The sequence below is a fragment of the Nonomuraea deserti genome (assembly GCF_004348685.1).
GTDB classification, from domain to species: domain Bacteria; phylum Actinomycetota; class Actinomycetes; order Streptosporangiales; family Streptosporangiaceae; genus Nonomuraea; species Nonomuraea deserti.
The window spans coordinates 25,834-51,882 of record NZ_SMKO01000036.1 but is presented as its reverse complement, the minus strand read 5'-3'; the positions used below and the strand labels follow the sequence as shown (position 1 = coordinate 51,882).

Annotated in this window: 23 protein-coding genes; 6 read left to right on the top strand and 17 right to left on the bottom strand. The window is 69.9% G+C overall.

All coding sequences use genetic code 11. From position 1 onward, the window contains the following. The first annotated feature begins 86 nt into the window (after positions 1–86). The 4 genes from E1292_RS16400 (at position 87) to E1292_RS16385 (ending at position 4,892) form a co-directional block, all read left to right on the top strand. Positions 87–731, top strand: coding sequence for a DUF4142 domain-containing protein (locus tag E1292_RS16400; protein ID WP_132596078.1), 645 nt, complete (start codon positions 87–89; stop codon positions 729–731). After that, positions 728–2,317 (top strand): DUF1996 domain-containing protein, encoded by a 1,590-nt coding sequence (locus E1292_RS16395; protein ID WP_132596077.1) that lies wholly within the window; start codon positions 728–730, stop codon positions 2,315–2,317. Before E1292_RS16400 ends, E1292_RS16395 begins: the two co-directional genes overlap by 4 nt. A gap of 66 nt (positions 2,318–2,383) precedes the next feature. After that, on the top strand, positions 2,384–3,241 hold the full coding sequence (locus E1292_RS16390) for a ferric reductase-like transmembrane domain-containing protein (RefSeq protein WP_132596076.1): 858 nt from the start codon (positions 2,384–2,386) through the stop codon (positions 3,239–3,241). A 64-nt stretch (positions 3,242–3,305) separates the two neighbouring features. After that, positions 3,306–4,892, top strand: a complete 1,587-nt coding sequence (locus E1292_RS16385; protein ID WP_132596075.1) for an NADH-quinone oxidoreductase subunit NuoF family protein — start codon at positions 3,306–3,308, stop codon at positions 4,890–4,892. A 208-nt stretch (positions 4,893–5,100) separates the two neighbouring features. Here the strand turns inward: E1292_RS16385 and E1292_RS16380 are convergent, their stop codons facing one another. Next, positions 5,101–5,769: a L,D-transpeptidase family protein gene (locus E1292_RS16380; protein WP_165974577.1), complete on the bottom strand. Its 669-nt coding sequence runs from the start codon at positions 5,767–5,769 to the stop codon at positions 5,101–5,103. 241 nt (positions 5,770–6,010) lie between these two features. Here E1292_RS16380 and E1292_RS16375 point away from each other — a divergent pair, with 241 nt between their 5' ends. Then, positions 6,011–6,646, top strand: a complete 636-nt coding sequence (locus tag E1292_RS16375) for a GNAT family N-acetyltransferase (RefSeq protein ID WP_132596073.1) — start codon at positions 6,011–6,013, stop codon at positions 6,644–6,646. 37 nt (positions 6,647–6,683) lie between these two features. Here E1292_RS16375 and E1292_RS16370 read toward each other — a convergent pair whose 3' ends face one another. The 10 genes from E1292_RS16370 to E1292_RS16330 form a co-directional block, all read right to left on the bottom strand. After that, positions 6,684–7,433 carry a GntR family transcriptional regulator gene (locus tag E1292_RS16370; RefSeq protein WP_165974576.1) on the bottom strand — a complete coding sequence of 250 codons (750 nt, stop codon included), beginning with the start codon at positions 7,431–7,433 and terminating at the stop codon, positions 6,684–6,686. Further along, entirely contained in the window at positions 7,430–7,744 is a 315-nt protein-coding gene (locus E1292_RS51130; RefSeq protein WP_165974575.1) for a hypothetical protein, read from the bottom strand. The genes E1292_RS16370 and E1292_RS51130 overlap by 4 nt, the downstream gene beginning before the upstream one ends. Further along, complete coding sequence (locus E1292_RS16365; protein ID WP_165974574.1) at positions 7,744–8,136, bottom strand: cupin domain-containing protein; 393 nt, start codon at positions 8,134–8,136, stop codon at positions 7,744–7,746. Before E1292_RS16365 ends, E1292_RS51130 begins: the two co-directional genes overlap by 1 nt. Positions 8,137–8,342: 206 nt before the next feature. Further along, positions 8,343–9,260, bottom strand: coding sequence for a VOC family protein (locus E1292_RS16360; RefSeq protein ID WP_132596070.1), 918 nt, complete (start codon positions 9,258–9,260; stop codon positions 8,343–8,345). A 264-nt stretch (positions 9,261–9,524) separates the two neighbouring features. After that, complete coding sequence (locus tag E1292_RS16355) at positions 9,525–10,334, bottom strand: SDR family NAD(P)-dependent oxidoreductase (RefSeq protein WP_220446870.1); 810 nt, start codon at positions 10,332–10,334, stop codon at positions 9,525–9,527. After that, positions 10,331–11,260, bottom strand: a complete 930-nt coding sequence (locus E1292_RS16350; RefSeq protein ID WP_132596069.1) for a fumarylacetoacetate hydrolase family protein — start codon at positions 11,258–11,260, stop codon at positions 10,331–10,333. Before E1292_RS16350 ends, E1292_RS16355 begins: the two co-directional genes overlap by 4 nt. A gap of 95 nt (positions 11,261–11,355) precedes the next feature. Further along, positions 11,356–12,318: an ABC transporter permease gene (locus E1292_RS16345; RefSeq protein WP_165974573.1), complete on the bottom strand. Its 963-nt coding sequence runs from the start codon at positions 12,316–12,318 to the stop codon at positions 11,356–11,358. A 45-nt stretch (positions 12,319–12,363) separates the two neighbouring features. Continuing rightward, on the bottom strand, positions 12,364–13,881 hold the full coding sequence (locus E1292_RS16340) for a sugar ABC transporter ATP-binding protein (protein ID WP_132596067.1): 1,518 nt from the start codon (positions 13,879–13,881) through the stop codon (positions 12,364–12,366). Between the two features lies 1 nt (position 13,882). Continuing rightward, entirely contained in the window at positions 13,883–14,920 is a 1,038-nt protein-coding gene (locus tag E1292_RS16335) for an ABC transporter permease (RefSeq protein ID WP_220446869.1), read from the bottom strand. Between the two features lie 31 nt (positions 14,921–14,951). After that, positions 14,952–16,097 carry a sugar ABC transporter substrate-binding protein gene (locus E1292_RS16330; RefSeq protein ID WP_132596066.1) on the bottom strand — a complete coding sequence of 382 codons (1,146 nt, stop codon included), beginning with the start codon at positions 16,095–16,097 and terminating at the stop codon, positions 14,952–14,954. Positions 16,098–16,693: 596 nt separating this feature from the next. Here E1292_RS16330 and E1292_RS16325 point away from each other — a divergent pair. Next, positions 16,694–17,764, top strand: a complete 1,071-nt coding sequence (locus E1292_RS16325) for a LacI family DNA-binding transcriptional regulator (protein ID WP_132596065.1) — start codon at positions 16,694–16,696, stop codon at positions 17,762–17,764. Positions 17,765–17,785: 21 nt separating this feature from the next. Here the strand turns inward: E1292_RS16325 and hisD are convergent, their stop codons facing one another. The 6 genes from hisD to E1292_RS16295 form a co-directional block, all read right to left on the bottom strand. Continuing rightward, positions 17,786–19,111: a histidinol dehydrogenase gene (gene hisD, locus E1292_RS16320; RefSeq protein WP_132596064.1), complete on the bottom strand. Its 1,326-nt coding sequence runs from the start codon at positions 19,109–19,111 to the stop codon at positions 17,786–17,788. 242 nt (positions 19,112–19,353) lie between these two features. Next, positions 19,354–20,424 carry a rhamnose ABC transporter substrate-binding protein gene (gene rhaS, locus E1292_RS16315; RefSeq protein ID WP_132596063.1) on the bottom strand — a complete coding sequence of 357 codons (1,071 nt, stop codon included), beginning with the start codon at positions 20,422–20,424 and terminating at the stop codon, positions 19,354–19,356. After that, positions 20,421–21,395 (bottom strand): ABC transporter permease, encoded by a 975-nt coding sequence (locus tag E1292_RS16310; RefSeq protein ID WP_132596062.1) that lies wholly within the window; start codon positions 21,393–21,395, stop codon positions 20,421–20,423. The genes rhaS and E1292_RS16310 overlap by 4 nt, the downstream gene beginning before the upstream one ends. A gap of 27 nt (positions 21,396–21,422) precedes the next feature. After that, positions 21,423–22,466, bottom strand: coding sequence for an ABC transporter permease (locus E1292_RS16305; protein WP_132596061.1), 1,044 nt, complete (start codon positions 22,464–22,466; stop codon positions 21,423–21,425). Next, positions 22,463–23,959 carry a sugar ABC transporter ATP-binding protein gene (locus tag E1292_RS16300; protein WP_132596060.1) on the bottom strand — a complete coding sequence of 499 codons (1,497 nt, stop codon included), beginning with the start codon at positions 23,957–23,959 and terminating at the stop codon, positions 22,463–22,465. The genes E1292_RS16305 and E1292_RS16300 overlap by 4 nt, the downstream gene beginning before the upstream one ends. Before the next feature lie 122 nt (positions 23,960–24,081). After that, on the bottom strand, positions 24,082–26,049 hold the full coding sequence (locus tag E1292_RS16295) for an acetoacetate--CoA ligase (RefSeq protein ID WP_132596059.1): 1,968 nt from the start codon (positions 26,047–26,049) through the stop codon (positions 24,082–24,084).

The following is a 26,049-nucleotide window of genomic DNA, read 5'->3' as shown; positions in this document are numbered from 1 at the left end:
CGGTAGCCACTCCGATAACTCCAGTCATTTCTAACTATCTCCGGCCATAGGTGAACCAGGGTCGTGAACCCCGCGTACCTCCGACCATGCACAGGCTTTTGCGCGGCGAGGTGTTCATGCTCGGCGGCTTCGTCGTGGCGGCCGCGGTGACGATTTTGCTGGTCATGCCACCAGTGATCGATCCCGCGGCCGCCCAGTGGGCGCAGACGTCCACGGGGCCTCTCACGGCCGCCGACCGCGACCTGGTGGTCAAGGTACGGCAGGCCGGCCTCTGGGAGATGCCCGCAGGCGAGTACGCCAGGACCCGCGCCGAGTCCCAACGTGTCAAGGAAGTCGGCAGGCTGATCATGGAAGATCACATGAGGCTGGACCTGCTGACCCGTCAGGTCGCGAAGAAGCTGGGCGTGGCCCTGCCTGACGAGCCCAGCCCGCAGCAGCAGAGCTGGATGGCCCAGCTCGCCGCGGAGAGCGGGCCCGCCTTCGACAAGGACTACGCGAACCTGCTGCGTGCCGCGCACGGCAAGGTCTTCACCGTCGTCGCGGCCGTGCGGGCTGGAACCCGCAACTCCGAGATCAGGAAGTTCGCCGAGGAGTGCGTGAAATTCGTCATGAGGCACATGGCGCTGCTGGAGTCCACCGGCCTGGTCGACCACAACGCCCTGCCGGAGCCTCCCGCGCCCGCGCCAGCTCCACCCGTCGCGTTGGCGGTCGATAAGAGGAGACACACATGAGGAGATCCAGACGCATGGCCGCGGCCGTGTCCGCTCTGGCCGTGACGGCGAGCGGGCTGGTGTCCGCGGCCGTCATCGGGGTCGGCCCGGCACGTGCCGACCACTGCGACCCGGCCGAGTCCCCGTCGCAGCAGCAGGAACAGCGGGATCAGAATCAGCGGCGAGACTCCGACCAGCGGAACAGGAACGGACGGAACCAGGGCCAGGACCGCGACCAGCGGGACCCCGACCAGAACCAGGACCAGCAGGACCCCAACCAGGACCAGCAGAACCCCAACCAGGACCAGGGCCAGGACCAGGGCCAGGACCAGGGCCAGGACCAGGGCCAGGGCCAGGACCAGGGCCAGGACCAGGGCCAGGACCGGCGGCAGGATCAGCAGGACGCCGATCAGCAGGCTCCCCAGGGAGGCGGCGCCGCGGTGGCCGACCCTGCCGGCTCGCCGGACGACACGGCGCGCGCCCCCGAGCCCGAGGAGAGCGCCACGGTGCAGTCACGCCGCGGCCGGCCGGACCCCCGCCCGACGCGGACCCAGGACCCGAACGACGACCCCACCGCCGACCCCACCGGCAACCCGACCGACAACCCGACCGACGACCCGACCGACGACCCGACCGAGAATCCGACCGACGACCCCACCGCCGACCCGACGCAGAGCGCGCCCCCGCCGGGAACGGCGTCGCCCTCACCCTCCCCCACCCAGAGCGGTGACGGGGAAGAGTGCGCCGACCTCGGACCGTTCCCCCAGGACTTCGTCAACATCCGCCAGGTCCAGCCGGTCAACGAGGCGCGGATCGGCAGGGACGGCTCCCGCGGCTCGTTCGTCTCCCGCTGCGGCACCAACCAGAACCGCCACAACAACCCCGCCAACTTCATCGTCGCGCCCGGCGTGGCCAACGGGGCGCACCACCTGCACGACTACGTGGGCAACCTGTCGACGGACGAGTTCTCCACCGACGAGAGCCTGGCCGCCGCGGGAACCACCTGCCGGCTGGGCGACAAGTCCACGTACTACTGGCCCGTGATCAGGGACCGCAGGTCGGACGAGAACGCCGACGACCCCGACGGCAACGTCGGCCGGCTGCTGCTGCCCCGCGCCGCGACGCTCCAGTTCCGCGGTAACCCGACCGGCGACGTCGTGGCGATGCCGAGGTTCATGCGGATCATCACCGGTGACGCCAAGGCCGCCACGAACGGTGGCGCCAACGCCAAGGCCGGCTGGAGCTGCTCGGGATTCCAAAATCGCATAAGTCCCGACAAATACACGCTTTGCCCGCGTGGCAGTCAGGTTCTTCGTATCCTGGACTTCCCTAGCTGCTGGGACGGCCAGAACACCGACAGCGCCAATCACCGGACGCACGTGGTCTTCCCCGACCAGAACGGTGCCTGCCCTCAGGGCACTCGGGCGATTCCCCAACTCCGCATGACCCTCGCGTACAACGTCCCACAAGGCCCGTCGTACGCCGTGGACGCCTTCCCCGAGCAGAAGCACAATCCGGTCACCGACCACGGCGACTTCGTCAATGTGATGCCCGATCGGCTGATGCAGACCGTCGTCTCATGCATCAACCGGGGCCGCCGTTGCTGATCTGACATGCCCTCACGGGCACCAGCCTTCCGAGTCGCACCCTCACCCGACCTTGGAGGGAAATAGATGCTCCACAGACGATCCCCCAGGCACGCCCCCACCAAGCTGGACACCAGAAGCGTCCGGCTGGGGGCGAGCGCCTCGATCATGGCCATCCTGTTATCGGCGTTCGCGCTGGCCAGGACGGAACGTGGCGTGGCGCTGCTCGGCCGAGGGGTGGGCTTCCTCGAGTTCTACGCGGGCGTGTTCGCCCTGGTGCTGCTGACCGCGACGGTCGCGCTCGGCCTGCTCACCACCGAACGCGTCTTCCTGACACCGGCCAACCGGGTCAGGGCCCAGCTCGCGCACAGAGCCACCGCGTTCATCGGGCTGGCCTACCTGATCACGCACATCACCCTCATGATCAGCCTGGGGCACGTGCCGCTGGGGGCGGCGGTCGTCCCCGTCGCCGGGCTCTACGTGGGGTTCGGCGCGCTGGCCTTCGACCTGATGGTCCTGGCCGTGGTCACGGGAATGCTGAGGGGGCGCTTCGCCGTCCGGACCAGGCCATGGATGTGGCGGATCCTCCACGCCGCCGCGTACGTGGCCTGGCCGGTCGGCATCATGCACGGGCTCACCGCCGGCCGTCCGCCGGCCGGCTGGGTGGCCTGGTCCTACGTGGCCTGCCTCGCGGCGGTCGGCTCCGCGCTCTGCGTGCGGGTGCTGGCCTCGCTGCGCCGGCCGTCGATCGTGCCCGAGAGGGTCGAAGGGCCGGCGGTGGCGTCGCCGGCCGCCGCGGGCGTGCCGAACGAACGGCCGCAGAAGGTCGCGGTCCCCGCCGCAAGCCAGGCCGCCACCCGGGCCGCCACCCGGGCCGCCGCGGTGAACGTCAACGCACCCGTGAGCCTCGCCGACGCCAGGCGCAGATACCGGGAGGCCGGATGAGCCTGCCCGCGACGACTGATCAGGAGCGACCTTGATTCCGGCCCGAGTTCCCCGGGTTTTACGCATGGGTCCGGCCCGGCTCACCGCCGGGCTCGACCACTGCCGCCGGCTCGACCTGCCCGCGCACCGCACGCTCCACGGAGTCGTGGACCCGCGCGAGCTGGGCGAGCTCATCTCCCATGCCAACGACGTGGACATGCGCGGGCGGGGAGGCGCGGCCTTCCCGTTCGCGCGCAAGCTGCGGGCGGTCGCCGACGCGGCGGGCACGGGCGAGAGCGTGGTGCTGGTCAACGGGGCCGAAGGCGAGCCGGCCAGTTCCAAGGACGCCATGCTGCTCACCCGCAACCCCCACCTGGTGCTGGACGGCGCGGTGCTGGCCGCCGAGGCGCTGGGCGCCCGCGAGGTGGTCGTCGCCACGGCCGGTGGCGAGGTCGCCGAGGCGTCCGTCGCCGCCGCCGTGGCCGAGCGCCGGGCCGCGAACGTGTCGGGCGGTGCGGAGAGCCGCGTCCCGATCCGCGTGGTCGGGATCAAGGAGAGGTTCATCTCCGGCGAAGGGGGCGCGCTGGTCAAAGCCGTGAACGGCGAGGAGGGCATCCCGCCCGGCCGCAAGAAGCGGGCCGCGACGAGCGGTGTGGACGGGCTGCCGACCCTGCTGTCCAACACGGAGACGTACGCGCAGTTCGCCCTGCTGGCGGAGTACGGCCCCGAGAAGTACGCCGAGATCGGCACCAGCAAGGAGCCCGGCACCATCCTGCTCACCGTCAGCGGCGGCGCGGCCCAGGGCGCGGTCATCGAGGCGCCCACGGGCACCTACCTGGCCGACGTGCTCGCGCTGACCGAGGCCGAGATCGGCGACGGCGTGCTCATCGGCGGCTACCACGGCGCGTGGTTGTCCGCGGAGGTCGTCCAGACGGCCGTGCTCTCGCGCGAGGGCATGAAGCAGGCAGGAGCGACTCTCGGGGCCGGGATCATCGTCCCGCTCGGCGAGTCCACCTGCGCGCTCGGCGAGGCCGCCAGGGTGTCGGCCTACCTGGCGGCCGAGTCGGCCGGCCAGTGCGGCCCGTGCCGCCTCGGCCTGCCGGACATCGCCAGGGCCATGTACGCGCTGGTCGAGGGCACGGGTTCGGTGGACGCCGTACGCCGCTGCGTGCGCGGCGTCGAGCGGCGCGGGGCGTGCTTCCACCCCGACGGCACGGCGAAGTTCGTGTTGTCGGCGCTGGACGCGTTCGAGACCGAGATCGCGCAGCACCTGGAGCACGGCTCGTGCGGCCGGCCGATCCGCGGCGTGCTGCCGATGCCCGAGCGCGAGGCCGACCCCGAGTACCGGCTGGAGGTCGACTGGTCCCGCTGCCAGGGGCACGGGCTCTGCGCGCACCTGCTGCCGGAGTTCGTGGACCTGGACGACTACGGGTTCCCGTCGTTCAGGAACGTCCCCGGCCATCTGGCCAAGGAGGCGCGGCGGGCGGTCGACATGTGCCCGGCGCTGGCCCTGCGGCTCGCCCAGACCGCCGGGGGCGGCCCCGCGCCCGCCGGCTCGCCCCTGCGGCTGGTCAAGGACGGCGTGCTCAGGAAGGCCGGGGCGAGCATGCCCAGGCTCACGCGCCTGGGCACCGGCCCGAACGTCTCGAGGGTCGGAGGCACGGCGGGGTGACGCGCGGGGGACGAATGCGCCAGCGGCACGGCCTGCCGCCAGCCGTCGCCGCCGGTCGGCCTCCGCTCGCCGCCGCCGATCGCCTCCGCTCGCCGCCGCCGATCGGCCTTCGCCGTCGCCGCCCGTCGTCTCCCGTCGCCTTCGGCGACGCCGCGGCGGGCTGCGCTGCTGGCGGCATTCGCACCGACATATCCAAATATTTCAGGAATTACCAACTTTGTCGCACATACACCGGCTCTCCCATGCCCACCATTTCGTAGAGCCGCTTGGACGTTTCCATCGGGACCCGTACGCATCCGTGGGACGCCGGCCGATTCGGGACTTTCGTGGAGCCGTGCATCGCGATTCCGCCGACGAAGTACAGGGAGTTGTACATCGACCCGAGCGGCCCGGTCGTCCACCCGGGCGCCCGGCGGTTGACGCGGAAGTCGCCCACGGGCGTGACCGCGTCGCCGCAACGCCCGTTGAGGCACCAGCGCCGCTGGGCGCCGCTGGAGATGTGCGAGATCAGCGCGGGACGGTGCTGGCGGTAGACGATCAGCAACTGGTCGCGCAGCCTGACCTCGACCCGGTTCGCCGGGCCGTTGGGCACGAGCGCACGCGTGCGGAGCCGCCGGTCGAGCGCCCGCCAGACCTCCGGCCCCACCGCGCCCCGCGTCTCCATCCGGTGGCTCTTCTGCAGCGCCCAGACGGCGAACTTCGTCTGCTCGTCGTAGCGCCCGTTGATCTTGCCGAAGTAGTAGCGGCCCTGGTGCAGCCGCCGCTGGAGCCGTTCGACCTCCCTGCCGCGGTCGCCCGGCCGCAGGACGGGCGCCTTCACTTCGGCCTGCTCCACCGGTACGGGAATGTCCCTGTCCGCCATCGCGGGTATGCCCATCAGCAAGGGCACCCCGCATCCAACGGCGAAAGCGCCGATTCTCCGAAATTTTATGATCATAATTCGATGCCTACCCACATCGTCGAGAAATCACCTCATGCATGGGTTTTGTCCGGTAAAGGCAGCGAATTAACGAATCCCGCTATAAACGGGCATTCCCCGTTTATTCGACTATCGCTCCCGGCGACTGCCGGCGAAAATCGTTCGCGAACGGGCGCGCCGGATGCCACCATGCGGTGGTATGCGCAACTGGCCCCTGTTCGACCTGTCCATCACGACGCCCCTCCTGGAGCTGCGTCTCCCCTCACTCGACGACCTCGACGAGCTCGCAGACCGCGCCGCCGAGGGCGTCCACGAGACGGGATTCATGCCGTTCTTCTTCCCCTGGACGGACGCCGAGCCCGCCGAGCGGGCCAGGAGCACGCTGCAGTACCACTTCCGCGCGTGGAGCTCGCTCACCCCGGAGAAGTGGTCGATCGACTTCGTGGTCGTGTACGAGGGCCAGATCGTCGGCACGCAGGGCATCACGGCCACGTCCTTCGCGGTCACCCGCGAGGTCGGCACCGGCTCGTGGCTGGGGCAGCGCTTCCAGGGCAAGGGCATCGGCACCGAGATGCGCAGAGCGGTGTTGCACCTCGCCTTCGCCGGGCTGGAGGCGCGCCACGCCACGACCGAGGCGTTCGAGGACAACAACGCCTCGCTGGCGGTGACGAGGAAGCTCGGCTACCGGGAGGACGGCATCACGGTCCACGACCGCCAGGGCAAGCCGGCCGTCACCCGGCGCTTCCGCCTGGCCAGGGAGGACTGGCAGGAGCCACCCGGTTTCGCGATCCACAACCTGCCGGCCTGCCTGCCCCTCCTCGGTCTCCCCGGCTGAGCGCCCGGCGGCGTCGCCGGAGGTGGCGGCCGGCGCCTCAGACGATCTCGTCGTCCGGGGAACGCAGCACCATGCGGAGCGCCTCGCGAATGGCCCGCGGATCGTATTCGGGCACGAGCAGGGCCGCGGCGCTCAGGGCCACACGCGCGTAGTGGCGGGCCAGGGCAACGCTCGCCGCCTCGACATCCCTGTCACGCACCGCGACCAGAATTTCGTGGTGCTCGCGCAAGCCCTGGCCCCAGGCCGTCGGAACCTGTGTGGTGTAGGAGAACCGGTATCTCTCGGCGTGGTCGGCGGCCCGCTCGATGTCGGCCAGCAGCCTGTCGCCGGCGAGCGTCAGGCAGGATCGATGAAACTCCCGGTGCGGTTCGTGCCAGGCGTCGTAGTCATGGTTCTCCGCGTGCCGGCGCATCGTCTGCTCCAGCTCGGCGATGCGGGCGATCGCCTCGTCGGTGAGGCGGGGGAGGGTAAGCCGCAGCGCGAGAATCTCGAGGCTGATGCGCAAGGCGTAGATCTGGTCGAGGTCCTCGATGGAGAAGGGCGCCACGCGCACCCGCCGCCTGGGCTCGCTGACCACGAGACCCTCGCGCTCCAGCAGGCGCAGCGCCTCGCGCAACGGGGTGCGGCTCACTCCGTAACGCTCAGCGAGCTGGACCTGGCTGAGCACCTGGCCGGCCTCAAGCTCACCACGGATGAGAGCGTCTCTCAGCCGGGCGTGCACGAGGCTGACGCCGTGCTCCCGCTCACCGGAGTCCACGGCGCCGTCGTCCGCTCGCGTAACCGTCACCGTGGATCCGCGGCCACGTCTAGTCTGGTCACGAACACGTCCAGCCCCTCCTGACCCGCTGTGACGGCGACCCGGCTGCCGAGCCCGACCGTCAGCGACACGCCTTCGCGCAAAGGCACCGAGTCGTCGCCGATGGCGCCGGAGCCGCTTCCGGAGATCACGAAGGCCGCCAGTTCGACATTGTCCGCGACGAACTCCTCCCGCTGTCCAGGCGCCAGGCGCAGGTGCTGAAAATCTCGCCACGGGCCGGCGAAGTAGTCGCCGGCCGCGAGGATCTGCCCCGGCTTGAGCGAGGTCACGAGCCCGGCCATCAGGCACCTTCCTTCTCGTCGACGGCACGCTGCGTGCCGGGGTTGCGCTCTTCGGTGGGACGCCGCGGCGGCAGTGCCTTGCTGATCGCGGGCGGGAAGACCTCGATCACCACGTAGTCGAGCCGCTCGTCTCCGGTGTTCCAGGCCGCGTGGCTGCTGTGGTGTGGAGTCAGCACCAGGGTGCCCGGCGCCACCTCGTGGGTCTCGCCGTCGAGCTCGATCACGCCCGTGCCCTTGAGGAAATACCAGATCTCCTCGGTGTGGCTGTGCACGTGAAGCCCCGCCCGCGCTCCCGGCTCGAGCGCGACCCATTCGATGCCGTCCCAGTCGCCGTGCAGATGCGACCCCGTGGCCAGGCGCTTCCACAGCAGGGCGCCCGCACCGCCGTGCACCCCCATGACTGTGGCCGGTGCATCGGCATCTCCGACAATGACGCTTGACATCTTGCTTCGTCCCCTTCTACGGATAGAAAGTGTATACAGTTATTGATGGTTGGAACAAGGCGACTCCAGCACCCGCGACCTGAATCCCGCCGCTTTTCGCACCCTGCTCGATGGTGATTGACGGATTCTGTATGCAGCTCCACCTGGGTGGTGTATTACTGGTGTGCGTCCGTCATCAGCGCGGCGAGGTCCTCAGGTTTGAGAAACGACGGCGGTGGCGGCGGGCCCCAGTTGTAGAGGCTCTTCATCCCCTCCCACACACCCGGCTCCCACAGCTGATCGTCCACGATGCAGTCCATGTCGGAGTAGTACTCGGAGAAGTTGCCCGCCGGGTCACGCAGATACCAGAAGAAGTTGGATCCGACATGGTGGCGTCCCATCCCCCAGACGTGCCGTTCGGGATGTTCCTCCAGCATCTGCATGGCCCCGCGCCCCACCTCGTCGACGTCGTCGACCTGCCACGACGTGTGGTGCAGGAAGGCCACGGGCGCGCGCTGCACGAGCAGGTTGTGATGGTCGGTCGAGCAGCGCAGGAACGCCGCTCGCCCCGCGACCAGGTCGCTCACCTTGAAACCGAGCCCTTCGGTGAAGAAGCGCTGCGTGGCCTCCTGGTCGGTCGAGCCCAGCACGGCATGACCGAGCTTGCGCGGACGCACCCGACCCTCGCGCAGCACGCCGTCGGCGCGGGCACCCTGCCGGTCGCTCCTTCCTGGGCCGTTGTAGACCGGCGCCGGGCGCGCTTCCTGCGCCGGCCGCGGCGCGATCTCGACCGTGGCACGCACGCCGGTGACGGGCTCGACGGCGCTCACCGACCCCGTCCCCCGCACGGCGGACAGGTCCAGCCTTCGCAACCCGCGTTCCACCCGGTCAAGGTCGTCCTGATCGTCCACGCCGACGCGGAGCTCGACCATCCGGCGCGTGGGAGCGTACTCCAGGCGCAGTTGTTCCCCGCCGTCGAGCGTGGCCAGGCGCCCATCTCCCAGCGGGATGAGCCCGAAATCGGTGTAGTAGCGCTCGGTTTCCTCGACGTTGGGCACGCCGATCGTGAGCGAGGTCAGTCCGTGAGAGGGCATACCGCCTCCTTTCAATCGTCAATACAGGCCGTGGATGGTGCCGCCCACGTCGAGGTGTTGAGCACGATCGAGTCAGCGCGGCCGTGCTCCGGTCGATCAGCCACCACACGTCGGTGCCCGCCGTGTCGGGGCGGGTGGTCGCGTCCCGGTCCGGGGGGACGTCATCACGTTCCTCCCCCACCAGGCCGCGCGGTCCGGCAATTATGTGCTTGTGCCGTCTCGTGCATGTCGGGGTCCTTCCTCGTGTTCCGGGGCGGCCGCGCGTCAGCGTGCGACCCATCCGCCGTCCGCCAGCAGACTGCTGCCCGTGATGAGCTCCGCGGCCGGTGAGGCGGCGAAGGCGACGACGTCGGCGACCTCTTCCGGCGTGCCCATGCGACCGAGCGGGATCTGCGCGAGTACGGACTCCCGGAAACGGGGGTCGGCCAGGTACGCGCCCGTCATGGCCGTCTCGACGAACGTCGGCGCGACGGATATGACGCGAATGCCGTGCCCGGCCAGCTCGACCGCCAGCGCCTTCGTCAGCCCCTCGACCGCGTGTTTGGTGGCGCAGTAGACGCTGCGGTCCGGCGCGCCGACATGGCCCATCTGGCTGGTGACGTTGACGATCACGCCTCGCCGGCCGCGCTCGAGCAGGGACGCGACGAAACGCTGAGTGGTCAGGAAGACCGCGCGGAAATTGAGGGCCAGCAGTTCGTCGAGGTCGCGGGCGGCCACCTGCACCAACGGTGCGGGACGATTTGTCCCCGCGCAGTTGACGAGGATGTCGGCGTCTCCGGCCTCTCGCATGGCGGCGGAGAGTGCGGCGTCGTCGGTGAGGTCCACCGGGACGGTGCTCGCCCGGCCTCCCCCGGCACGGATGGCGTCGGCCACCTCCCCGAGCTCGGCCGAGCTGCGTGCCATCAGCACGACGTCCGCGCCGCGAGCCGCGAGCGCGCGGGCGGCCGCGCGGCCGATGCCCCGTCCCGCCCCGGTCACCAGCGCCCGCCGTCCCCTTAGGGAACTCCGGTCCGGCACGTGCCCCTCGCCGTGCGTGCCTCCCTGCACGGCCGCGTGCGCCCGGCGGTCGTTCACGCCGTCGCGACGGCGGTGACGCCGCCGGCCAGCTCCGCCGCCGGGCCTGCCACCCGGTTGGCCAGGGTTCCGAGCCCATCGATCTCGACCTCCACGAGGTCACCGTCCTTGAGCAGAACCGGCGGCGTGCGCTTGAAGCCCACCCCGGCGGGCGTGCCGGTCGCGATGATGTCGCCGGGCTCCAGGGTCATCGCCCGGCTCAGGTGAGAGATGAGCCGGGCGACGGAGAACACCATGTCCGCGGTCGTACCGTCCTGAACCGTCGCCCCGTTGACCCGAGTGCGCAGCCGCAGGTCGCCCAGATCACCGGCCTCGTCCAGCGTCACCAACGACGGCCCGCACGGCCCGAAGGTGTCCACAGCCTTGCCCATGGTCCACTGGCTGGTCGCCGCCTGCATGTCGCGGGCGCTGACGTCGTTGAACACGGTCACGCCGGCGACGTGCCGGAGGGCCAGTTCCTCCGGGATCGCACGGCCGCGGCGGCCGATGACCACAGCCAGCTCGGCCTCGTAGTCGACGCGCTCGACAGCGTTCGGGAGCACGATGGCGTCGGCCGGGCCGATGAGGCTGTTGCGGAACTTCGCGAACACCATCGGCTCGCTCGGCAGTTGCAGCCCCGCTTCCTCGGCATGGTCGCGGTAGTTCAGACCGATGCAGAGGATCTTCTCCGGGTCGGGCACGGGCGGGAGCAGGCGGACCTCGTCGAGGGTGACCCCTTCTCCCGCACGGGCCAGCGCGCCTGCGGCGGCTGCCACCGCCACGTGGTCGAGCCTCCTTTCGAGGTACGCCCGCACCGGCAGCGGCCGTGGTGGCCCGGAGTCTTCCCGTGCCGCATGGGCCACGGCACTCGCCAGGTCGACGACGCGATCGCCCACGAGGACGCCGCCCGCCGCGACTCCATCGGTGGCGTAGGTAACCAGTCTCACTACGTATCCCTTCTCGGATGTCCGCTCGCGACGCGTGCGCCTTGGCGCTGAGCGGCCGGTTTGTGCGTTCAGGTACGGGCCGTCCCCGCGCCGTGTTACTTGATCACTGACAGCTTCGCCCGGTCGATGGTCAACGCGACGGCGACGATGATCACTGCACCGAAGATGACGTTCTGCAGCACCGGGTCGATCCCGATCACGACCATGCCGATCTGCACGACCGTCACGGTGAGCACGCCGACCAGCGTCCTGCCCACCCCGCCCACCCCACCGCTGATCGCGGTGCCGCCGACCACGACAGCGGCGATGGCCGGCAGCAGCAGGCCGGAGGCGAGGGTCGGCGAGCCGAACGACGTCCTGCCCACGAGGACGATGGCCGCCATCGCCGAGGTCATGCCTGTCAGGGCGAAGGCCGCCGCGCGGACACGGATCTTCGGCACGCCGGACATCAGGGCGGCCGGCTCCGCCGACCCCATGGCGTACAGGTAGCGGCCCCAGGGCAGGAATCGCACCATCAGTCCCACGATGGCCAGCACGATCAGCCCGAACACGAACCCGGCCGGGATGCCCGCGAAATAGTCGTTCACCCAGGAGATCGCGGGCGAGCCCTCGGCCAGCGGCGTGTTCGTCGCGTCCGACGCCTCCAGCGACAGGCCCGAATACAGGCCGAGCGCCCCCAGCGTCACGATGAACGACGGGACTTGCGCCACCGAGTGGACCACCCCCACCACGGCGCCGGCCGCCGTCGCGAGGGCCACGACGCCGGCGACGCCCGTGATGCCCGCCTGGTTCGCCCAGCTCACCAGAAGCACCGAGCAGAGAGACGTCAGTGCCGCCACCGACAGGTCGATCCCGCCCAGCAGGATCACCGGCGTCAGCCCGACCGCCAGCAGGAGGATCGGCGCGGCCTGGACGGCCACCGACCGCAGGGACGCGACTCCGAGAAAGGCGGGGTCGCGGGCCACGACGAGCCCGACCAGGACGACGAGCAGCACGGCGGGCAGGTAACCGCCGATGTCGAGCCGCTGGGACGCTCCTTTCCGTCGGGAAATGTTCACCGGTGACATGACGCTCCTGTGTTCCATCAGTACGGCCTCGTGGCCCTAGACCATCAACTTGACGAGCTCTTCGGATGAAGGGGGCGTATCGGGCACATCTGGGAAGTGGCCTGTCACCCGCCCGTCCCGCATGACGACGATCTCGTCGGACAGTCCGAGCAGTTCCTCAAGGGTGTCGGACAACAGGACGATCGCGACTCCCCTGGCGGCGGCCGCGCGTACGTGCTTGTAGACGTCGGTCTTCGCCTTCAGGTCCAGCCCGCGCGTCGGGTGGTCCAGCACGAGCACGCGCAAGTGCGGAAGGGCCAGCCACTTGGCCAGCACGACCTTCTGCTGGTTCCCGCCGGAAAGCTGCGAGATCTTCACCCGGGCGCTCGGGGCCTTGACCCCGAGCCGTTCTATCCAGCCCTCGACGAGGTCCGACTCACGCGCCCAGCTCAGCAGGCCCGCCCGGGTCAGCGCAGGTGTGGAAGCGAGCACCAGGTTCTCAGAGATGCTGCGCTCCGCGACCATGCCCTCGTGCTTGCGCTCGGCGGGCAGGTAACCCACGCCCAGCCGCACGCCGTCGCGGGGCGAGGCCATCGTGACCTCCTCGCCTCGGAGGCGTACGCGTCCTGCAGCCGTCGGAAGCGCCCCGAACAGGGCCCGGCACAACGCCTCGCGGCCTGAGCCGATGACACCGGCCACCCCGACGATCTGGCCGGGACACACCGAGAACGTGACGTCGCTGAACGAGCCCTCGGCGGTGAGCCCTTCGACCTCCAGTGCCGTGGCGCTGCGGTCGTAGGGCTTCCGGTCGGCGTCCAGGAAGTAGTCCTCGGCCCTGTTCTCGCCCACCATCAGGGAGTACAGCTCGTTCTCGTCGCAGGCGGCGGCATCACGCTCGGCGACGCGGCGCCCGTCGCGCATCACGTAGATGCGGTCGGAGATGGCGAGGACCTCGTCCATGCGGTGGGAGACGAACACTATGCTCGCGCGGCGTTTGAGTCGGCGGATCTGGGCGAACAACGTCTCGATCTCCGCGGCCGACAGCACGCTCGTCGGCTCGTCGAACAAGATCAGCAGGTCGCCATCGGTGCGCTCCTCCAGCGCGAGCACCTTCGTCAGCTCCACCATTTGGCGGTCGGCGAAGGACAGCCGCTGCACCAGCGCCGATGGGGAGATCTCGCTGCCCGTTTTCTCCAGTTGCTCCCGCGCTAGCGCGTTGAGCCGTCGCCACTTGTAGACGCCGCCCGCCGTACCCGGATTCGGCCGGCCCAGAAAGATGTTCTCCGCCACGGTCAGGTTCGGCACCAGCGACTGTTCCTGGAAGACCATGCCGATCCCCTGCTCGGCGGCGTGCGCGGGATTGCGTACCTTGATGGGGGAGCCGCGCATGACCAGCCGGCCGGAGTCCGGCTGCTGCACACCGGCCAGCAGCTTCAGCAGCGTCGACTTGCCCGCGCCGTTCTGCCCGATGAGCCCGACGACTTCGTTGGGGCGGATCTCAAGATCCACCTCGTCCAGAGCGACAGTGCGGCCGTAACGTTTGGTCAGCCCTTCGATCGACAGCAGGGGGGACATGTCACTTCACCACCCTGAGCCGGTCGCGGGCGCCCCAGCCCGTCGCGACCACCGCCACGATGATCACCGCCCCGACGACGGCCTGCTGGACGTACGGACCCACGCCGCTGAGGATCATCCCGTTGCCCAGAACGACCAGGACCAGGACGCCGAGCACGGATTGCAGCACCCCGCCTCTCCCGCCGGCGAGGTGGGTCCCGCCCAGGACGACGGCGCTCAGCGCGGGGAAGAGCCGGTCCGCGCCCGCGTTGGCGTTCCCCACACCGAGCTGCGCGGTCGCCATCAGGCCTGCCAGCCCGGCCAGGGCGCCGGCGATCACGAAGGCGAGCGTCTTGTAGGTGTCCACACGGATTCCCGCCAGCCGCATCAGGTCCTCGGCGCCGCCGATGCCATAGACGTGACGCCCGATCCGGGTGTAGCGCAGGAGCACAGCGCCCGCGACGACCACCAGCACGGCGATCGTGACCAGGCGGCTTACCCCGAACCATTCCCCCAACGCCCAGGAGCGGAAGGACCGGTCCCGAACCACCGGCTGCTGGTCGGGAAACACGTAACTGGCGATGCCCAGCCCGATGAACCAGGTGCCCAGGGTGACGATGAGGGAGGGAAGGCGAAGCCTGGTGTACAGCAGCCCGTTGACCAGCCCGAACACCGCGCCGATCGCGATGCCGCCGGCGACGGCGACGAGCCCGAGGTCATTGGAGTTCAGGCTGTTGGCGAGCATGAGCGACACGCAGATGCTCGTCGACGCCATCACCCCTTCGGCGCTCAGGTCGATGGATCCGGTGAGGATGACGAACGTGAGCCCGACGGCCAGCACCATCGGGATCGCGGCCTGGTTAGCGATGGTGCGCCAGTTGTCCGCCGTCATGAACTGGTCGTTGAGCATGGAGAACGCGGCCGTCAGCACGACCAGCATGATTACGGGAGCCAACTGGTCGATCCGGCCTGGCAAGAGGCGCGACATCCGTCGTGCGTGGGGCACGCGCACAGCCGGAACATGCTCGCCGTCGGGGGTGATGGTGTCGTTCAAGGTCACGATTGGTCCTTGGTGTCCCGCGGGCACGTCGTCATGAGTCGGACATCTCGGTGATCTGCCCAGGCGAGTCGGCCCAGAAGTTCTTCTTCAGCGCGTCGTAGGTGTACTTGACGTCTCCGGCCTTGCTCTTGAGCAGCTTCGACGCGTTCTCCGGCGTCGCCAGCTCCTGCTTGAGGTAGAAGTCGCGCTGCGCATGCGACAGCTTCTGCGGGTCGACGTCTCCGACCAGCGCTGCGTAGGCGAGCCCGAACGTCACGGCGCCCTGGAGATATCCGTCGACGCGCATAGAGGTGAGCATGTCGCCGCGGACGATCGAGGCGAGCGCGTCGGCCGACCCGTCCGATCCGGTGACCTTGACCCGGGAGTTCAGGTTATGGGCTCGGAGCGCCTCGACGGCGCCCAGTGCCATGCCGTCGTTGGCGGCCCACACGCCGTCGATCTGCTCGCCGTACTTGCCGATCCAGGTTTCGGTGATGGTCTGGCCCTTCGTCTGGTCCCAGTTACCCACCTGCGAGTCCAGCAGCTTGACGTCCGGATTCTTGGCGAGGGCCTTCTTCAGGCCGGCGATGCGTCCCTTGGCTGAAGGATTGTCGGGCACGCCGTTGAGGGCGACGATGTTGCCCTTGTCCCCGAAGCTTTCGAACAGCGCCTCCGCGCTCTTCTCCCCGGACTCGATGCCGTCGTATGCCTGGTGGGCCACCCAGCAGCCGCCGCCGAAGTCCCATGGGTGGATCTCCGCGGGCCGGTTCCACAGGGTCAGGATGCGCGCTCCGGAGTTCGCCGCCATCTGCACGAGGGGCTTGGTGAACGCCGTGGAGGCCGGGTCCACCACGATGGCGGTGTCTTTCCCGCCGGCCGCCAGGAGACCGGTGAACGTGTTGAGGTGCTTCTGACCGTCGAAGTTGCTCTCGTACGCCTTGACGTTGCTCTCGGGGACGCCCGCCGACTTGGCCATGGCCTTCGCGCCCTGGATGAACTCCTGCGAGTAGGTGCTCGAGAATGCCCCGACGCCGAGATAGATTTTCACGTTCTTCGGTTCCGACGGCGTGGCGCAGGAGCCGCCGACGGCGGCGCCGGATCCTCCAGGTCCGCTGCTACAGGCGGGCACGAACAAGGCAACGGCCGCGGCGAGCCCCATGGCCGTCGTACGACGCGGACGGCTGGAAGTTTCGGGCATGTCTGTCTCCTTCGATGAACGTCATACAGCCGCAGCCGGAGAGCCGGGTCGATGAGGTGGCCAGATTGAGGGGCTCAGCGCCGTGTCACTGTGGCGGCCTGTCGGCAACGCCGTACGGCGGATGTATGAGAAAGACCGTGGCGTTCGCCGCGAAGTGGGCCAACTGTATGCAGTTTGAAGAAGACGTGTCAACGATGCGGCGGGGGATTTGCCCATTTACGCGCCCGGCGCCTCGGACGCTGCGTTCTCTCGCGACATAAGTGAAGATCAATGCCCTGCCACCAGAGATGCTCTGCCCGAGCCCTCGCCGCTCCTCATCCGGCCAGTCGCGGACCGCTGACCGGCTGGAGATGAAAATGCATACAGTTTGCGCCTGCCGCGCCGAGATCCGGATGGCCGACGCCCGGGGACCGGGCGCGGGCCAGCTCCGGCGCGCCGGCGGAAAGCGGCGCGTGCCGGCCCGCACGGTTCGCAGCTGCACCGGGGACCTCGGTCTGCATGCGCATGCAATGATGCCCTGGGCTATCATGAGCGCGCTGAGGACCTATCGCAGGGTGTGCCAACGGCCCGCCGGGGTGCACCGAGAAGGGGGCGTCATGGCGCAGTCGCCGGCACCTGGTGATCGGCGGGCCGCCAACGGCAGGACCGGCGGCCCCGCATCGCAGCGAGCGAGACCTGTCACCAGCTACGACGTCGCCGCCCTGGCCGGGGTGGCTCAGCCGACCGTGTCGCGGGCGCTGCGCGGCGGCAGCGTCTCCGAAGAGACCCGGTCGCGGGTTCTGGCCGCCGCCGAGCGTCTCGGTTACGTGCCGAGAGACGCGGGGCGCAGCCTCGCGACCCGGCGCACCCACCGCATCGGCCTGGTGGTGGCCGACCTGCGCAACTTCTTCTATCTCGGCGTTCTGACGGCCTTCGAGCAACGGCTGGCGGAGGCCGGGTTCCAGGTGACGCTCTTCCGCGAGGCCGACGACGCCACCCTGCTCGCCCGGCTTTCGTCGGGCGGCATCGACGGAGTCGCACTGACGTCACTCACCTTGCACTCCTCCCTCCCACGAGAGCTGCGCGAGCGCGGGATCCCCACTGTGCTGCTCAACCGCGAAACCGCGCATCCCGACGTGGACGCCTGCGTCTCCGACAACATCCGCGGCTCGCGCATGGTCGCCGAACGCCTGGTTGAGCTGGGCCATCGCCGCATCGGCGCCATCTTCGGCCCGGCCGACACGAGCACCGGGCGTGATCGCGCGCGAGGGTTCCACGACGCCCTCGCGGAGGCGGGTGTCGCGCTTCATCCAGCCGCCTGCCGCGAGGTGCCGTACACCCATGTGGCCGGCCACTCGGCCCTGGCGGAGATCCTGGACTCACCGCCCACGCCGACCGCCGTGTTCTGCGCCAACGACGTCCTCGCGATCGGCGCGCTCAACGCCGCGAAGGCGCGCGGCGTCGACGTGCCGCGCGACCTCACCGTCATCGGTTACGACGACATGGACATGTCGTCGTGGGAGATCATCGACCTCACCACCGTCCACCAGAACATCGACACTATGGCGCGCACGGCCGCCGAGCTCCTCGTCTCCCGCGTCGAAGGCGGCGACGAGGAACTACGGCGGGTGGTGGTGCCACCGCAGCTGGTCATCCGCTCGACCGACGCCCCGGTGCGGGCCGGCTGAGCCGGCGGGCCACACGGGTCGTCACCTACCCGCCGCCCGCAGGCCGAGGTCGCTGAGCCAACCCGGCGTGCCGTCCTGTACGGCGGCGCGGATGTCGCCGGATCGGGCGTGCCCCTCGAACAGCTCCACCCGCGACGCCCGGCCACAGATCCGACCCAGCTCCGCGCTGGTGGAGGGGTCGACGACCTCCTGGTAGGTGACGGTCTTGAGATATTTGCCCACCCACAGGCCGCCCGTGTAATTCGCTGCGCCACGGGTCGGCAGGACGTGGTTGGTGCCGATCACCTTGTCGCCGTAGGAGACGCACGTGCCCTGGCCCAGGAACAACGCACCGTAGTTGCGCAGGCGGGTTAGTGCCTCACGGGGAGCGGCCGTCAGCACCTGCACGTGCTCGGAAGCGAACGAGTCGGCGATCGCCCACGCCTCGTCCATGTCAGCTGCCACGATCACCTGGCCGTGGTCGCGCCACGCGGGCCCGGCGAAGTCTCTGGTCGGCATCTCCGGCAGGATGCGCTCGATCGTGTCGATCACCTGGCGGCCCAGGGACTCGGATGTGGTGACGAGCACCGCCGGCGAGTCGGGGCCGTGCTCGGCCTGACTGAGCAGGTCGACCGCGACCGTCACCGGATCGGCGAACTCATCGGCGATGACAAGGATCTCTGTCGGCCCGGCGATCAGGTCGATGCCCACGGCTCCGAAGAGCTGGCGCTTGGCCTCGGCCACGTACGCGTTGCCCGGGCCGGCGATCATGTCGACCCGGCCGATCGTCTCAGTGCCCATGGCCAGGGCCGCGACGGCCTGGACGCCTCCGAGGAGGTAGATCTCGTCGGCGCCGGCCAGCGACATGGCCGCGACGGTCGCCGCCGGGATCTCGCCCCGGATCGGCGGGGTGCACGCCACGACCCGTGGCACGCCCGCGACCTTGGCCGTGACAATCGTCATGTGGGCGGATGCGACGAGCGGATACCGCCCGCCGGGCACGTACGCGCCGGACGCGCTGATCGGGATGTTCTTCTGCCCGAGGTGCACTCCCGGGAGCGTCTCGACCTCGAAATCCGTGATCGACTCCCGCTGTCTCTCGGCGAAGCCGCGCACCTGCGCCTGAACGAACGCGATGTCCTCGATCACCTGGGGGTCGATGCCGGCGACGATCTCCTCGATGTGCTCGGCCGACAGCCGGAAGGATGTGGGAGACCACTGGTCGAACTTCTCCGAATAACGGCGTACCGCGTCGTCGCCGTTCTTCCGGATGTCGGCGATGACCGCTGCCACGGTCTCGCGTACCTGCTCGTCGACCTCCGCCAGGTCTGTCGTGGTGGGCACGGCGCTTTTCAGAACAGCCGACACGTCCGTTCCTCCTTGGGATCGCTTCGTCACTGACGCCCCACGTAGAGGACGCGAGAATGAGCTCAAGCGTGCCTTGCATGCGCATGCATTGTCAAGGCGCACCCAAGACAAACGCCCGGCCGGTCACGGCACTCGCGAGGAAAAACAGCAGAATAAACGGCGGTTCTCAGAGCGTCCGCCAATCGGCATCCGGATGCATGCGAGTCGGGGCGCGGCCCGGACCAGGGCCGCGCCACCGCGCGTCAGAAGTCGAACTGGTCGATGTTGGAGGCGTCGAAGGTGAACGGCGGCCCGAGGATGACCTCGCCGTTCTCGCCGATCGTGCGCTCCCCGAGCTTGCCCGCCTTGAACGTCTCCCCCTCGGCCCCGGTGATCTGCCCCGACACCAGCGCCGCCGCCGCGTACGACGCCAGATAGCCCAGGTCCTTCGGGTTCCACAGGGCGAACTTCTCCACGGTCTTGTCCTTGACGAACTGCCGCATCTGGTTGGGCGTGCCCAGGCCGGTCAGCACGACCTTGCCCTTGTACTTCGAACCCGAGATGTAGCGGGCCGCGGCCGAGACGCCGACCGTGGTGGGCGAGATGATGCCCTTCAGGTCGGGATAGGCCTGCAGCAGGCCCTGCGTCTCGGTGAAGGACTTCTGGTCGTCGTCGTCCCCGTAGGCGACCTTGACCAGCTTCATGCCCTTGTACTCCGGCTTGGCCAGTTCCTCCTTCATGAACTTGATCCAGGTGTTCTGGTTCGTCGCGTTGGCCGTGGCCGACAGGATGGCGATCTCGCCCTTGTGGTCGATCATCTCGGCGAGCAACTGCACCTGGCTGCGGCCGACCTCTTCCGAGCTGGCCTGGTTGATGAACAGGTCGCGGCACTGCGGCGCCGCGTCCGAGTCGTACGACACGATCTTGATGCCCTTGGCGCGGGCCTGCTGGAGCGGGCCGCAGACGGCGTTGGCGTCGTTCGCGGCGATGAGGATCGCGTCGTGGCCCTGCTGGGTCAGCGTGTTGATGTAGGAGATCTGGGACGACGCCGACGCGTCGGACGGGCCGACCTCCTTGGCCTCGCCCTTGAACTCCTTGGCCGCCTCGATCCCGGCCTCATCGACGATCACTTCGTACGGGTTGTTGATCTGTTTCGGCAGGAACGCCAGCTTGATGCCCTCCTTGAGCGGCGCGTCGGGGTTCGCCGAAGGAGCGGCCGAGGAGGCGGGCGCCTCCTGGGGAGCGGCGGTGACGGACGATCTCGTGGTGCCGCCGCATGCCGCCACGCCGAGGACGAGCAGCGTGGCGACGGCGGTGAGGCGCATCGGGGTCATGGTGTTCCTTTCAGGGCCGGCCTGATGAGGGAGACGAGGCGCGGGGTGAGCACCGACACGATGAGGAGCAGCCCGGTGACGATCGACTGGATCTCCGTCGACACGTCGCCGAGCATCAGCAGGTTGCGGAGCAACCCGATGAGCAGCACGCCGGCGATGACCCCGCCCAGCGTGCCCTTGCCGCCGTCGAAGTCGACCCCGCCGAGCAGGACGGCCGCGATGACGGCGAGCTCGATGCCCAGGCCGTTGTCGGCGCGGGCGGAGCCGTACCTGAGGGTGAAGATGACCCCGGCGAACGCCGCGACCGTGCCGGAGACGACGAAGAGCAGGAGCTTGATGCGCTTGACCCGGATGCCGGCGAAGAAGGCGACCTGCTCCTGCGCCCCGATGGCGTAGAGGGAGCGGCCGAAGCCGGTGGCGTGCAGCACCACGCCGACGATGACGGCGAGCAGGATGAACAGCGCGATCGGGTACGGGATCGGCGTGCCGGGCACGTCGTCCACGGCCAGCGCGACGTAGCCGGGCGGGAACTGGGCGATGGCCTTGTCGCCGAGCACCACGTACGCCAGGCCACGGTAGAGGGCGAGCGTGCCGATCGTGACAGCCAGCGAGGGCAGGCCGAGCCGGGTCACGAGCAGCCCGTTGACCAGCCCGCAGACGGCGCCGACGAGCACCACGAGCGGGATGATCGTCTCGATGGCCATGCCGCCCTCCCACATGGCGCCGACGAGCGCGCTCGACAGGCCGAGCACGGAGGCGACCGACAGGTCCACCTCGGCGGCCACCACCAGCAGGGTCATGGCCAGCGCGATGAGCGCGATCTCGCCCAGGTCGCTCAGCGCGAACGACAGGTTGCCGGTGGTCGCGAAGCCAGGGGTGGTGAAGGAACCCGCCACGAACACGGCGACCAGCAGCGACGCCACCAGGACGTCCCACCGCAGGGCCCTGCCCATGAGAGAGAGGCCGCCCATCAGCCCGCCACCTCCGCGGTCCCTTCGTCAGCCATGACGGCTCCTGTTCCTGAGCAGGCGGGCCACCCTCATGGCCAGCACCCGGTCGACGCTGATGGCGAGCAGGAGCAGCGCGCCGGTGATGGCCTGCTGCCAGAACGGGTTGACGCGGAGCACCACCAGGGCGCTGCCGATCGTGGTGAGCAGCAGCGCGCCGAGGGCCGCCCCGTAGACGCTGCCCACCCCGCCGGTGATCGCGACGCCGCCGACCACGACCGCGCTGATCACGATCAGCTCCCAGCCGTTGGCCGAGTCGCCGATGACCGTCCCGAACCTGGCCAGCCAGAGCACGCCCGCCAGTCCGGCCAGGCAGCCGCTGACGAGGTAGGCGGTCAGGACGCGGCGGCGCACCGGCACGCCGGCCAGCCTGGCCGCCTCCGGGCTGGAGCCGATGGCGTAGAACTCCCGGCCGCTCGGGTAGGAGCGCAGGTAGTAGCCGATCAGCAGCATGCACACGAGCGTGATCAGCGGCAGGTACGGCACACCCAGCACCGACCCGTTGCCCAGCGACAGCAGCGCGGGCGGCAGGTCGACGGCGTTGATCTGGCGGCCGTGCGCGATGTAGTGGTCGACCCCCTGGATCACGTAGAGCGTGCCGAGCGTCACGACCAGGGCCGGGACCCGGCAGAAGCTGACGAGGAGCCCGTTGAGCAGGCCGCAGGCCGCACCGATGGCGACCCCGAACACGACGCCGGGCACCAGCCCCCAGCCGCTCGCGAGCACGTCGGCGGTGACGAACGCGACCAGCCCCACCACGGAGCCGACGGACAGGTCGAGGTTGCGGGTGATGACCACGACCGACTGCCCGACGGCCAGCAGCGCGAGGATCGCGGTGTTGAGCAGGATGTCCTCAATGCCCTGCCCGGACAGGAAGTTGGGGTTGACCGCGCCGGTCGCGCCGATGAGCAGGACCAGGGCGATGACCAGGCTCAGCTCGCGGGCCCTGAACACCAGGTCGACCCGGCTTCTGGCGCTGCGCCCTCCGGGGGCCTGCTCGGGCGGCGCGGCCACCGTGGTGGTGGGTCCGGTCACGCGGCCCTCCCGGTCGCGGCGCTCATCACGCTCTCCTCGGTCGCCTCGGCCCTGGGGATCTCGGCGGCCAGCCGGCCCTCGTGCATGACCAGCACCCGGTCGGCCATGCCGAGCACCTCCGGCAGCTCGGAGGAGATCATGAGGACGGCGATGCCCTGGCCGGCCAGCTCCGACAGCAGCCGGTGCACCTCCGCCTTGGTGCCGACGTCGATGCCGCGCGTCGGCTCGTCCACGATGAGCACGGACGGCTCGGTGGCCAGCCACTTGGCCAGCACCACCTTCTGCTGGTTGCCGCCGGACAGCACGCCCACCCCGTCGGCCAGCCGGGCGAACTTCAGCTGCAGCCGCAGCGCCCAGTCCCTGGCCCGGTCGCGCTCGGCCCTGCGGGAGATCGTCGGGCCGCGGCGCAGCTCGCGCAGGCCGGTCAGCCCGATGTTGCGCTCGATCGACAGGTCCATGACGAGCCCCTGCTGGCGGCGGTCCTCGGGCACCAGGGCCAGTCCCGCGTTCATGGCGGCCGTGGGGCTGCCCGCGGGCAGGGTGGCTCCGTCCACGGTGACGGACCCGGCGTCCCAGCGGTCGATGCCGAAGACGGCCCTGGCCACCTCGCTGCGGCCGGCGCCGACCAGCCCCGCCAGGGCGACGATCTCGCCCCTGCGCACCTCGAAGGACACGTCGGTGAACACGCCCTCGCGGGTCAGCCGCTCGACCTTCAGCGCGACCTCGCCGACGGCCGCCTCCTCCTTGGGGAACAGCGTGGCGACCTCGCGGCCGACCATGCGGCGGATGAGGTCGTCGTGCGTGAGCCCGTCGACGGGCTCGCTGGCGATCCAGGCGCCGTCGCGCAGGGTGGTGACCCGCTGGCACAGGGTGAAGATCTCGTCCAGCCGGTGGGAGATGAACAGCAGGGCGCAGCCCTGCTCGCGCAGCGCCTCCGCGACCGAGAACAGCCGGGTCACCTCGTGGCCGGAGAGCGCGGCCGTCGGCTCGTCCATGATCAGCACGCGGGCGTCCCTGGAGATCGCCTTGGCGATCTCGACGAGCTGCTGGTCGGCGATGGACAGCCCGCGCGAGGGCTGCTCGGGGTCGAGGGCCACGCCGAGCCGCCCGAACAGCTCCCTGGTCCGCGCGTGCATGGATTTGCGGTCGATACGGCCGAGGCCGCGCCGGGGCTGGCGGCCCATGAAGATGTTCTCGGCCACCGACAGGTCGGGGAAGAGGGTCGGCTCCTGGTAGATGACGGCCACGCCCGCCTGCTGGGCGTCGGCCGGTCCGGCGAAGTCGACCGGCTCGCCGCCGAGCAGCACCTGGCCGCTGTCGGGGCGGTGCACCCCGGCGAGCGTCTTGACCAGGGTGGACTTGCCGGCGCCGTTCTCCCCCGCGAGCCCGTGCGTCTCGCCGGCGAACAACTCGATCGAGACGTCGCGCAGCGCGCGCACGGCGCCGAACGACTTGCTGACGTTCGCCAGCGCCAGCGTGGGGGGAGCGGCCATCCATCCTCCCGACGACAAACGTTTTAACGGGTGGCTGTCCGGAATCTAGGCGCTGTGTCCAGCGAGCGTCAATGCCTTGGCGGAAGGTATGGCGGCATTGTGATTGTCACGTTTTAAGAGATTCACCCCAGGGCGCGGAAGTGGCTCAGAACCTCGGGGTTGGCCATGGCGTCGGGGTTGGCCGCCTGCTCGACGGGCGTGCCGAGCAGGATCTTGCGTACGGGCACCTCGAGCTTCTTCCCCGACAGCGTGCGCGGAATGCCCGGCACGGCGTGGATCTCGTTGGGCACGTGGCGGGGCGACAGCTCCGTGCGCAGCGCGTCGCAGAGGGCCCGCTGGAGCCGCTCGGTGAGCTCGGCCCCTTCGGCGAGCGTGACGTACAGCAGCAGCCGCCCCTCCTGGCCGAGCTGCCCGGTGTCGATCACGAGGCTGTCGGCGATCTCCTCGAACCGCTCGACGACCCGGTAGAACTCGCTGGTGCCCATGCGGACGCCGCCGCGGTTGAGCGTCGAGTCGGAGCGGCCGTAGATCACGCAGCTGCCGTCCTCGTTGATCTTGATCCAGTCGCCGTGCCGCCACACGCCGGGGTAGACGTCGAAGTAGCTGCCGAAGTAGCGCTCGCCCGACGGGTCGTTCCAGAACCTCACCGGCATCGACGGCATCGGCCGGGTCACCACCAGCTCGCCCACCTCGCCGACGACCGGCCTGCCCGCGGGGTCGTACGACTCCACCTTCGCCCCCAGCGACCGGCACGGGATGATGCCGGCCCTGACCGGGTGGAGCACGGTGGCCCCGACGAAGCCCGTGCACACGTCGGTGCCGCCGGAGAACGACCCGAGCGGGATGCCGGGCAGCTCGGCGGCCAGCCACGCGAACCCCTCGGGCGGCAGCGGCGACCCGGTCGAGCCGACGCCGCGCAGCTTCTCCAGCCCTTCCGGATGGATGCCGGCCTTCTGCGAGGCCATGATGTAGGGCGCCCCGACCCCGAAGTAGGTCACGTCCTCGGAGTCGGCGATCCGCCACAGCGCCGCCGCCGACGGGTAGGCGGCCGAGCCGTCGTACAGCACCGGCGTGGCCCCCACCAGCAGGGCGCCGATGAGGTAGTTCCACATCATCCAGCCCGTGGTGGTGTACCAGAAGAACACGTCGCCCTCACCCATGTCCTGGTGGAAGGTGAGCGACTTGAGGTGCTCCAGCACCACGCCGCCGTGCCCGTGCACGATCGGTTTGGGCAGCCCGGTCGTGCCGCTGGAGTAGAGGATCCACAGCGGATGGTCGAAGGGCACCCGCTCGAACTCCAGCGGGCCCTCCTCGGCCCGCAGCCCCTCCCAGCCGATCACCTCGCCGTGCGGCGGCTCCGTGGTGTGGGCGGGCGCCGGCTCGGCGTGCTGCGGCGCCCGGCCCTCCTCGGCCGCCGTCAGGTAGGGGATCCACACGGTCGCGCGCAACGAGGGCAGCGCGGCGGCGATCTCGTTGACGGCCGCCGAGCGGTCGTAGCTCCTGCCGTTGTAGTGGTAGCCGTCGACCGCGATGAGCACCTTGGGCTCGATCTGCGTGAACCGGTCGACGACGCTCGGCACGCCGAAGTCGGGCGAGCCAGCCGACCAGATGGCGCCCAGCGAGGCGGTGGCCAGGAAGGCGATGAGGGCCTGCGGGATGTTGGGCACGTAGGCGGCCACCCGGTCGCCGCGCCCGACGCCCAGGCGGCGCAGCCCCGTCCGCACGCGGGCGACCTCGTCGCGCAGCTCGGCGTGGGTCAGCTCCTGGCGGGCGCCGTCCTCCGAGACGAACACCAGGGCGGTGCCCTCGGTGCGCGGGCGCAGCGCGTTCTCGGCGTAGTTGAGCGTGCTGCCGGCGAACCACGTGACGCCGGGCATCGCGCCGGACAGCACCGGCCCGTCGCCCCGCTCGCCGATCACGTCGAAGTAGTCCCAGATCGACGTCCAGAACTCCTCCGGGTTGTCGACGGACCACCGCCACGCGTCCTCGTAGTCCGCGGGCCGCCCCAGCCACTCCAGGTAGCGGGTCAGCCTGGCCGATGCTACGACCTCTTCACTCGGCTCCCAGACAAGCTCGCCCTCAGCAACCAT